This window comes from Dietzia sp. HMSC21D01, from assembly GCF_001815995.1.
Classification (GTDB): Bacteria; Actinomycetota; Actinomycetes; order Mycobacteriales; family Mycobacteriaceae; genus Dietzia; species Dietzia cinnamea.
Window position 1 is genome coordinate 1 of the sequence record NZ_KV823942.1, and the last position, 10,056, is coordinate 10,056.

At 72.9% G+C, this 10,056-nt stretch carries 10 protein-coding genes; 2 read left to right on the forward strand and 8 right to left on the reverse strand.

Annotated elements, in window-relative coordinates:
- On the reverse strand, positions 1-452 hold a 452-nt coding region (locus HMPREF3086_RS10070; RefSeq protein ID WP_246830954.1), incomplete at its 3' end, for an SAM-dependent methyltransferase.
- Positions 449-1,228 carry an SDR family NAD(P)-dependent oxidoreductase gene (locus tag HMPREF3086_RS10075; protein WP_061228735.1) on the reverse strand — a complete coding sequence of 260 codons (780 nt, stop codon included), beginning with the start codon at positions 1,226-1,228 and terminating at the stop codon, positions 449-451. The genes HMPREF3086_RS10070 and HMPREF3086_RS10075, both read right to left, overlap by 4 nt.
- Before the next feature lie 63 nt (positions 1,229-1,291).
- Between HMPREF3086_RS10075 and HMPREF3086_RS10080 the strand changes: the two genes are divergently transcribed.
- A complete protein-coding gene (locus tag HMPREF3086_RS10080) occupies positions 1,292-1,699 on the forward strand; it encodes a pyridoxamine 5'-phosphate oxidase family protein (RefSeq protein WP_061228734.1) in 408 nt (135 codons plus the stop codon).
- 248 nt (positions 1,700-1,947) lie between these two features.
- Here the strand turns inward: HMPREF3086_RS10080 and HMPREF3086_RS10085 are convergent, their stop codons facing one another.
- Entirely contained in the window at positions 1,948-3,054 is a 1,107-nt protein-coding gene (locus HMPREF3086_RS10085; protein ID WP_070721649.1) for a M24 family metallopeptidase, read from the reverse strand.
- A gap of 140 nt (positions 3,055-3,194) precedes the next feature.
- On the opposite strand from HMPREF3086_RS10085, the gene HMPREF3086_RS10090 reads away from it, so the two are divergent.
- Positions 3,195-4,124, forward strand: coding sequence for a 5'-3' exonuclease (locus tag HMPREF3086_RS10090; RefSeq protein ID WP_083324391.1), 930 nt, complete (start codon positions 3,195-3,197; stop codon positions 4,122-4,124).
- 77 nt (positions 4,125-4,201) lie between these two features.
- Here HMPREF3086_RS10090 and HMPREF3086_RS10095 read toward each other — a convergent pair whose 3' ends face one another.
- From HMPREF3086_RS10095 to HMPREF3086_RS10115, 5 genes are all read right to left on the reverse strand, one after another.
- The gene (locus HMPREF3086_RS10095; RefSeq protein WP_070721651.1) at positions 4,202-6,862 is read right to left on the reverse strand and encodes a DEAD/DEAH box helicase; all 2,661 of its coding nucleotides are present in this window, start codon (positions 6,860-6,862) and stop codon (positions 4,202-4,204) included.
- Complete coding sequence (tatC, locus tag HMPREF3086_RS10100) at positions 6,846-7,820, reverse strand: twin-arginine translocase subunit TatC (RefSeq protein WP_083324392.1); 975 nt, start codon at positions 7,818-7,820, stop codon at positions 6,846-6,848. The genes HMPREF3086_RS10095 and tatC overlap by 17 nt, the downstream gene beginning before the upstream one ends.
- A gap of 114 nt (positions 7,821-7,934) precedes the next feature.
- Positions 7,935-8,375 (reverse strand): Sec-independent protein translocase subunit TatA, encoded by a 441-nt coding sequence (gene tatA / locus HMPREF3086_RS10105; protein WP_007629290.1) that lies wholly within the window; start codon positions 8,373-8,375, stop codon positions 7,935-7,937.
- Between the two features lie 97 nt (positions 8,376-8,472).
- A complete protein-coding gene (locus HMPREF3086_RS10110) occupies positions 8,473-9,447 on the reverse strand; it encodes a helix-turn-helix transcriptional regulator (RefSeq protein WP_061228728.1) in 975 nt (324 codons plus the stop codon).
- Positions 9,444-10,056: WYL domain-containing protein (locus tag HMPREF3086_RS10115; RefSeq protein WP_141764056.1), on the reverse strand; the 613-nt coding region annotated here is incomplete at its 5' end. The genes HMPREF3086_RS10115 and HMPREF3086_RS10110, both read right to left, overlap by 4 nt.

Genomic DNA, 10,056 nt, shown 5'->3' on the forward strand with positions numbered 1-10,056 from the left:
CCGCCGCTCGGCTCGCCGGACGGGGGCGTCGTCTGCGCCGTGACCGGGCTGTCGACGGTCGTGGGCGCGGTCGGCGCTGCGTGGCCGGCCACCGGGATCCCGGGCACGAGCTCCCACTCGATCTCCGCGGCGTCGAGAGCGCGCGTGTGCGCGGCCAGTGCGGAGTGCTGCGCCGGGTCCCCGGCGTAGAGCCGCACGACCCGGTCTCCGCGTTCCACCGCCTCGCGGATCCGCGCCGCAGCGTCTTCCGGCGGGAGATCGGTGGCGTCGACGACCCGGGCCGTCGGCGGGCACAACGACAACGCCGCGCCCACGTCGGAGTCGCACAGGCAGGTGCCGCTCATGGCGATCAGCCGGGACGCGCGGACAGTGAGCAGATCGACCGGTCCGGGGCCCGTGCCGACGAGGTGGACGGCCGCCGGGTCGGGACCCGGCCGTGGCGGAGCGCTCACCGCGGCATCCGCCTCCACACGGGCTGCGGTACGAGCCGCGCCACGGCGAACATGACCCGCAGCTGCCACGGGATCCACACGACCCCGGCCCGCCGCTCGAGCACCCGCTCGACCACCGCGTCCGCCACCTGGTCCGGTGTCGAGGAGAACGGCGCAGGGTCCATGCCCTCGGTCATCCGGCCGATGACGAACCCGGGGCGGGGGATCACCAGGGTGACGCCCGTGCCGTGCAGCGCATCGGCCATCCCGGAGGCGAAACCGTCCAGCCCCGCCTTCGCGGAACCGTAGACGTAATTGGCGCGCCTGACCCGCTGCCCCGCCACCGACGAGAACGCCACCAGCACACCGGCCCTGCGCGGCTTCATCCGCTCGGCCAGCACCGTGAGCAACGCGGCCTGCGCCACGAAGTCGGTGTGCAGGATCCGGGCGGCGGCGCGGGAGTCGCGCTCGGCCACCTCCTGGTCGCCGAGGATCCCGAACGCCAGGACGGCGATGCCGATCGGCCCGACGCGGGACTCGATCCCGTCCACGACGGCCGCGTGCGCGTCGAGGTCGTCGGCGTCGAAGTCAACGAACTCCACGGCCGCCGCGCCGGCCTCGACGAGCGGGGCCTCGAGCGCGGACACGTCGCCCCCGGGGCGGCTCGCCAAGACGACCGTCCGGCCGGGTGCGAGGCGGTGGGCGACGGCGAGGCCGATCTCGCTGCGGCCACCGAAGACCACCACGACCTCTCCGCCGGACGCGGGCCGGGGCGACGGGGTTGCAGGTGTGGGCATGCGCCCAGTCTCCCACGCACGCCTGCGCGCCCTGCGCCGAGTCGCTGTGGCAGGCTCGGCTGCATGGCGCACACCCTGGCAGAGCTCTCCGACGAGGCGCACCGGTTCCTGTCCGAGTACCACCTGGGATCGCTCACGACGCTACGGCGCGACGGGTCCCCTCACGTCGTGGCGGTGGGCTTCACCGTGGACGTCGAGGGCGGGCTGGCGCGCGTGATCACCCGGCGCGGCTCCCAGAAGGCCCGCAACGCCGCCCGGGGCGGACGCGCCGCCGTCTCACACGTCGACCGCGGTCGGTGGCTCACCTTCGAGGGCACCGCCCGGCTGCTCGACGACCCCGACGCCGTCCGTGAGGGAGAGCGCCGGTACGCACTGCGCTACCGCGAGCCGACGCCGAACCCCGAGCGGGTGGTCGTGGCCATCGAAGTGGACCGCGTCCTGGGCTCGGCCCAGATGTTCACCGGCGCCTGACCTCGGTCGCTCGGAGGCTCGGTCGCTCTGGCTCGATCTCCGGGGGATCGTGTACGGGGCGGGCGGCGATGCTGGGCGGCTGCAGGGCGGCCTCCGGGCGCAGCCGCACGCGAACATGGCGTCTCGCGCGCACCGCGGGGTGGGCGAGGCGCCAAGTTGAGGAGCGGCTGCGGTTCTCGCGTGCATCGACGGGAGCGAGACGCCAGGCCGGGGAGCGGATCCGGGAGCGGCTGGGCGGGCGTCAGCGGTCAGAGCACCCGCAGGCCGCGTTCCCCGGTGTTGAGGTCGCGCCGGCCGTCGGCGGTCACCGCGACGATGTCCTCAAGCCGTGCGCCCCACTGCCCGGGCCGGTAGATGCCCGGCTCCACCGAGAACGTCATCCCCTCCTCGAGCACGGTGTCGGCCCCGGGCATGACGAACGGCGGCTCGTGCAGCCCCAGCCCGATTCCGTGGCCGGTGCGGTGGATGAACAGCTCGCCCAGGCCGGCGGCGGCGAGGTGCTCGCGGGCCGCTGCGTCGACCTCGCCGATCGCGACGCCCGGCCGCACGGCCTCGCGCGCCAACCGCTGCGCCTCCTGCAGTACCTCGTAGTTCTCGGCGACCTCGGCGGAGGGCTCCCCCATCGAGTACGTTCGCGTGCAGTCCGAGTGATACCCGCTGGGCAGCGGGCCGCCGATGTCCACCACCACGATGTCGCCGGACTCGATCACCCGGTCCGACACGCCGTGGTGCGGGTCGGCGCCGTGCGGGCCCGATCCCACTATCACGAACTCCGCGTGCGTGAGCCCCTCGGCCTCGATGGCCGCCGTGATGAGTTCGCCCGCCTGATCCTCCGTCCGGCCCACCCGGAGGAACTCCCCCATGCGCGCGTGCACGGCGTCGATACGGCGGGCCGCTTCGGCGAGCTGCTCCACCTCGTCCGGGGTCTTCACGGCCCGCACGTGGTCGATCACCTCCGAGGCGAGCACCACCTCGCCGTCGACGCCGTCACGGAGCGGCACCAGGTGCAGCGCCGGCAACGCGCTGGAGACCGCCACCCGCCCGGCGACCTTCCCCGCCACGAGCGGCACCGGGTCGGTCCCGTCGGACCACGGGTGGATCCCCGCGCCCACGCGCTCGGCGGCGCGACGGGTGACGTCGGTGAGCTCGAGCGCGGGCAGCACGAGCAGCGGCTCGCCGCCGGCAACGGGCACGACCAGCGCGGTGAGCCGCTCGTGGGAGTCCATGCGCTCGCCGGTGAGGTAGGACATGTCCTCGCCGGAGTACACCACCACGTGGTCGATTCCGAGGGCGCCGGCGCGATCGCGGACGGCGGTCAGGCGACGGGAGTGGAGCTGCGGGTCGGGAGTGGTCATGCCCCCACACTAGGCGCGCGGCGGGCGGGGCCGCGGGAGACTAACCTGGCGGGCAGCGGACGCTCGTGACCCGCGATCAGCAGGACTCCCGGCCGGCATGACCCCTGACCGGCGTGATCCCCGACCCACAAGGAGGCGCGGTGTCCCAGGGCCCGCTCATGGTTCTCGACAGCGCCGGCCTGTGGTTCCGCGCGTTCCACTCCGTGCCCGAGAAGATCACCGGGCCCCACGGCGCCCCGGCCAACGCGGTGCGCGGGTTCTGCGACATGGTCGCCGTGCTGGTCGAGGAGTACTCGCCGACGGGCCTGGTGGCCGCCCTGGACCGGCAGTGGCGCCCTGACTGGCGGGTGGAGTTGCTGCCGTCGTACAAGGCGCACCGGGTGGGTGACGACGGCGAGGAGGACGCCCCCGAATCCCTGGGCCCGCAGGTCGGCGCGATCCGCGAGGTCCTCGGCGCCGCGGGCCTCGCCCAGGCCTGGGCGGAGGACGCGGAGGCCGATGACGTGCTGGCAGCGCTGTCCGCTCGCGATCGCGAGGTGCTGGTCGTCACGGGCGACCGCGACCTGTTCCAGCTGGCCTCGGCGACGACCACCGTCGTGTACGTGGGGGCCGGGATGAAGAAGCGGCTTGCGTACACCCCGCGGGTCGTGGCCGAGCGCTTCGACCTGCCGGCGGGCGACGACGCGCGGGCGTACGCGGACTACGCCGTGCTCGTCGGGGATGCCTCGGACGGACTGCCGGGCGTCGCGGGGATCGGCGCGAAGTCCGCTGCCACGCTGCTGCGCGAGTACGGAGACCTGGACGGGATCATCGCCGCCGCGGGCGACCCCGGTTCGGCGATGAGCGCCCGCCATCGGAAGGCGATCACCGAGGGCGCCGACTACCTCGCCGCGGCGCGCGGGGTGGTCCGGCTGGGCGGGCGCGCGTTCGACGTGCAGTTCGACGGCGACGTGGACGGCCGTCGCGGGCCGGTGGACACCGGGCGGATCGAGTCGCTGGGTGAGTCGACGGGCCAGGCGCGCGCGATCGGCCGGCTGGTGGACGCGACGGCGGTCCTCGACGAGGCCTGACCCGACTCCGGGCGGCCGTCGTCACCATGGTGGTGAACCGCGCGGTTCAACGCGACGGACGCGGCCCGCGGGTGGGCTCAGGCCATGTGGTCGAGTACGACGCCGCGGCGCAGTGATCCCACCGCCGAGCGGGCGGTCCGGGCGAGGTCCGGCTCGGCGACCTGGCCGACCTGAGCGAGCACATCCACCACGAGTCGCGCGGACCGGACGAAGTCTCCGGCCGTGAGCTCGACGCCCTCCTGCCACGACGCGGCGAGGATCGAGGCGAGCGCACCCCCTGAGACCCAGTGGTGAAGGACCGGCGCGAGCCCGGCGTCCAGGTCCGGGGTCGCGGGCAGCCGGTGTGCACGCTCCACCTCGGCGACGTCCACCGCGACCCGCTCGGTCTCGGCGAGGGCCGACCGCAGGACCTCGTCCGAGGGCTCGCGGATCGCCGAGTCGGTACGCGGGTGCGCGACGATGGTCGCGATCACGGCGGCGAGCCCGGGCGCGTCGAGACCCTGCCACACGCCGCGGCGCAGGCACTCGGCCACGAAGAGGTCCTGCTCAGTGTGCACCCCGGCGAGCAGGTGGCCCGCGTCGGTGGCACGCAGGACGCCGTCGACCTCCTCGAGGTAACCGAGATGGCGGAGCAGGTCGACGATCCGGCGGAACCGTCGGGCCAACGAGTCCGCGTCGGCGTCGACCTCGGCGGTGAGGCCGGCGACGTCGGCGTCGGCGCGGGCCCACCGCTCGTGCAGGCGTGCGAGCTTGTCGATCCGGGGGTCGTCGTGCAGCGGGTGCTGGCGCAGGGCCCGGCGGGCCGCTGCGATCCGCGGATCCTTGCGGACCGGCTTGCCGCCGGCGTTCTTCATGCGACCCTTGGCCTTGCCTCGCAGATGCTCCATGCGCTGGACCAGCGCGCGCTTGGCCCTCCCGTCCAGCTTTCGGCGGCCCTTGGGCAGGTCCACGCGGCCCACCGGCACGGGCGGTGCCGCGAAGTCGTGTTGGCGCAGCCAACCGGTCCACCCGGTATCGGTGATGCAGAGCAACGCGGGGTCCGAGGGGATGTCGGCCCGCACCTGCAGCACGGTCGCGACCATGCCGAACCGCTTGCGGCCCACGGTGATGACGGAGCCCGCTGTCTGCTTGAGCATGGCCGACCGCACGGAGTCGAGCCGGTCGTCGCGCGTGGCCTTCTCGGACTTGCGCTCGAGCCTGCTCAGCTCGGCGCGCAGGCCCATGTACTCGTCGAGGTCCGCGTCTCCCCCGGCCTCCTCGAGCGAGGCGCGCATCCGGTCACGCTCGTCGGAGCGACGTTCGATCGCGCGAGACCGCGATACCAGCGTGCGATCGGTCTGGAACTGGGCGAACGACCGTCCGATGAGGGACGTGGCCTCTTCCACTCCTAGTTGCTCGACGAGGTTGACGGCCATCGAGTAGTCGGGCGTGAAGGCGCTGTACAGCGGAAACCGCGGGGTGTCGACGAGCGCGGCCAGCGCGTCCAGGTCCAGGTCGGGCTGGTCCAGCACGACCGCCGTGCCCTTGGTGTCGATGCCGCGTCTGCCGGCGCGCCCCGTGATCTGCGAGTACTCGGCGGACGTGAGCATCATGTGCGTGTCGCCGTTGAACTTGGTCGTCTTCTCGAGCACCACGGCGCGGGCCGGCATGTGGATCCCCAGCGCCAGCGTCTCGGTGGCGAAGACCACCTTGATCAACCCGGCCGAGAACAACTCCTCGACGATCGTGCGGAACAGCGGCAGCATCCCCGCGTGGTGGGCGGCGAGCCCGTTGACCAGTCCGGCGCGGAACGCCGCGAAGTCGAGCGCGTCGAGGTCGGGCTGCGGAACCTGCGCGACCGCGGAGTCGACGTGCGAGGCGATGCGCCGGGCCTCCTCACCGGTCGTGAGGCGCAGCCGGGCCCGGCGCATCTGCGCGACCGCGCCGTCGCAGCCCGCCCGGGAGAACACGAAGTAGATGGCGGGCAGGAGGTGCTCGTCGTCGAGCCGCTCGATGACGTCCTGACGGCGGGCCCACTGCGCGCGCGGGCGGGAGGCCATCCGTTCGTCGTGATACCCGGACCGGGCCCGCCGGCGCTGCTCGGCGGCGGCGCGGATGGGGACGAGATCGCCGTCCGTGTAGAGCATGTGGGCCAGCGGCACGGGACGGTGCTCGGAGAGCACGACGGCGGTGTCGCCGCGGATCTCGGTGATCCAGTCCCCCAGCTCGTCGGTGTTGCTCAGCGTCGCGGACAGCCCGACCAGCAGGACGGCCGGGTCGAGGGTGAGGATGATCTCCTCCCACACCACGCCCCGCGAGCGGTCGCCGAGGTAGTGGATCTCGTCCATGACCACGCAGTCGAGGTCATGCAGTGCCGACGAGGCGCTGTAGATCATGTTGCGCAGCACCTCGGTGGTCATCACGACGATGGGCGCGTCGGCGTCGATCGAGTGATCACCGGTGAGCAGGCCGACGTTCTCGGGGCCGAATCGCTCGCGGAACTGCCGGAACTTCTGGTTGCTCAGTGCCTTGACCGGCGTGGTGTAGAAGCAGCGTCCCCCGCCGGCGAGGGCGCGGTAGGCCGCGTACTCGCCGACCAGGGTCTTGCCGGACCCCGTCGGCGCGGACACGAGCAGGTTCCGGCCGGCGTCCAGGGCTGCGAAGGCCTCGAGCTGGAACGGATCGGGCGCGAAGCCCTCGCCGGAGAGGAAGCCCTCCAGCAGGTCGTCGGGGTGCGTCTCGTCAGGTGATGTCGTCATAGATCGAACCGCCGCCCGCCGGGGCCTGGAGCGGTCGGGTGTCGCCGGGCGCGCGGGTACCGGATACGCCGGCGCCGGCGGAGGGGATGGGTGGGGTCAGTGGCTCGGGGCGTTCGAGCGGGCCTGCGCCGCCGAGGCCGTCGGCGGGGGCGAGCGGGGACGCGGACTCGTCGTCCACCTCGAGCCAGTCCGCGCGGGACTTCTTCCTGCGCTTGTCGTGCAGCCGGGCGAACTGGATGGCCGCCTCGACCAGGATGCACACGGCCACCGCGAGCGCGAGCATGGAGAACGGGTCCTGGCCGGGTGAGGCGACGGCGGCGAACACGAAGATGCCCATGATGATGCCGCGACGCGACCGGGCCAGCGTCTCGTAGCTCACGACACCGGCCACGTTGAGCATGGCGATGAGCAGCGGGATCTCGAAGCTCACGCCGAAGATGAGGATGAGCTGGATGAGGAACGTGAAGTACTGCGAGCCGGACAGGGCCGTGGTCTGGACGTTGTCGCCGATCGAGAGCAGGAACTCCAACGCGTGGACGATCACGACGTACGCCAGGACCGCGCCGCCGATGAACAGGACGGCGGCCAGGATCGTGAAGACGATGCCGTAGCGCTTCTCGTTCTTGTGCAGGCCGGGCGTGATGAACGCCCACAGCTGGTACAGCCAGATCGGGCTGGCCAGGACGATGCCGGCGGTGGCGGCGACCTTGAGGCGGAGCATGAACTGCTCGAACGGCCCCGTGGCGAGAAGGCGGCACTCGTCGCCGGCGTCGCCCAGCTGGAGGCGGGCGCCGGGCGGGATGTCGCAGTAGGGGCCGGTGAGGATGCCGCCGAGCGACGGCACGCCCAGGAACCCGGTGCCGTACCACCAGAAGCCGAAGCCGAGGGTCACCACGATCGCCGCCACCGAGATGAGCAGGCGGGTCCGAAGCTCGTAGATGTGCTCGATGAGCGGCATGGTGCCGTCGGGGTTACGCGGCCTGCGGCGTCGCTTGGACAGCAGGCGACCGGCGCCGCCCTGACGGGTGGCGCCGGTGTCCGTGGTCCCGGTCTGTGTCATGGACGAGGCGGCCTACTGCCCCTGCTGGCCCTGGCCGCCGTGGTACGGGGCGGTGGGGTCGGTGAACTGCTGCTGACCCTGCTGGGGGGCCGGCTGCTGGTACGGCTGCTGCGGAGCCTGCGGGTACCCCTGGGCCGGGGACTGTCCCTGCTGCTGCCCCTGCGCCTGGTACTGCTGCGAAGGCTGTGCCTGGTACTGCTGCGGAGCCTGCGGCTGGTACTGGTTCGCCTGTGGCTGCGCGTACTGGGCGGGGTTCGGCTGACCCTGGGTGAGCGCCTGCGGCTCCTGGTCCTCGGCCGGCTTGTCGTCGTTCTGCATCTCCTTGATCTCGGACTTGAAGATGCGCATCGACCGTCCGAGGCCGCGGGCGGCGTCCGGGAGCTTCTTCGAACCGAAGAGCAGGAGCACCACCGCGAGGACGATGAGCCAGTGCCAGATGCTCAACGCACCCATGTCAACCTCCGTTTGTCTGACAACGTTTCCATGCTAGCGCACCCGCCGCCGGCGACGACACCTCGCAAACCCAGGAACCCCCCCGTGACCTCGTCGTTCACCGGGAATTCACGCGCTGGTCGCCAGAGTCGTCGCCCGTCTCGTAGACGGCCAGGCCCTCAGCGGCACGGCGGGCGACCTCGGCGGCGAGCCCGGGGTCCGCGGGACGCACGACATCGGCGTGCCCGAGCAGGAAGCGGAGCAGCCACGCACGGTCGTGATAGGCGATCTCGACGTCCAGATCGCCGTCGGGGCGGCGGACCACCGTGTGGAAGCGGAACTCGTCGAGGAACCACGCTGCGGCTGCCGGGACACGGGCGGCCTCCAGGCGGACGTCCCCCTCGCCGTCGTCCTGTGGCTCCGGGCCGAGCGCGCGGCGCGGTCCCACCTCCTCCACCCCGCTCATCCGATCCGTGCGGAAGGTCCGCCACTGACCGGACGAGCGGTCCACGCCGTGGAGGTAGGAGTGACCGTCGGCGACGGACAGGCGGGCCGGGTCCACGACGCGTGTGGTGGAGGTGTCAGAGCTCGCCGAGTGGTAGACGAAGCGCAGCGCCCGGCCGTCGTGCACCGCGGTCCGCACCACGTCCGCGTCGGAGTCCGCCGACTCGCGGCGCGTGTCATCCGCGGTGACGCGGGCGTCTTCGCCGGTGGCTGCGCGCAGCGTCGTGAGCAGGTCGCGTAGCGCGGTCTGGTCGATCACCTCGGGTTGGCCGAGGAACACGGCCAGCCCGGTCTCCAGGGTGACCGCCTCGGCGGCGGTGAGGCGCACGGGGCGGTCGATGCCGGCGGTGAACGTCACCTCGACCATCTCGGCGTCGTCGAGGTCCTCGGAGGAGAAGGCCAGGTCGATGAGATCACCGGGGCCGTAGCCGGGCAGGCCGCAGGACCACAGTTGCCACAGGGCGTCGCGGAGTTGCTTCTCGCTCATGCCGAGGTCGCGTGCGGCGTCGGTCACCCGGACGGGACCGCGGGTGTGGAAGTACGGGACAACGCTGAGCAGCGTCGCGAGCGGGACGGTGCGGGGACTCATCGGACGGCCTCCTCGGCGGCGCTGAGGATCGACACGACGCGCACCCGCAGCTCCGCCGGTCCCAGGGCGACGGCATCGGGACCCTGCGCGGCCACCAGCGCGGACAGTTCGCCCAGCGGCGCGGCGAGACCGAGATCGGCGCCCGTCCTGCCGAAGCGCTGTGCGGGCGTGGCTGACCGGGCCATCGCGCGCAGCTCGGCGGCGCGGCCGTCGGCCACCCACACGGTGGCCTCGAGCAGCGGGTTGAGGCGGGAGACGGCGTCGTCGAGCAGCGCCAGGACCTGCTCGGTGGGCGGCACGGGGACGGTCCGGGCGGCGCGCGTCGCCTTGACGTCGGAGATGCGCACGAGCCGGAAGGTGCGGGGCTCGCCGCGGTCGAGGTCGTGGCCGACGAGGTACCAGTGCCCGTGGCGGGAGCCTGTCCACCACGGTTCGACCCGGCGCGTCCGCGGGTCGGAGGCGCCTGCCGGGGTGTGCGAGAAGGTGAGGCCGGTGCCCTCGGCGACCGCCTCGGCCACCAGGGCGGCCGTGGCGAGCTCGGCGGGGTCGGCCACGGAGACGGTGGCGCCGGCGTCGTGGACGGGGTCGATCCCGGCGGCGGTGAGCTTG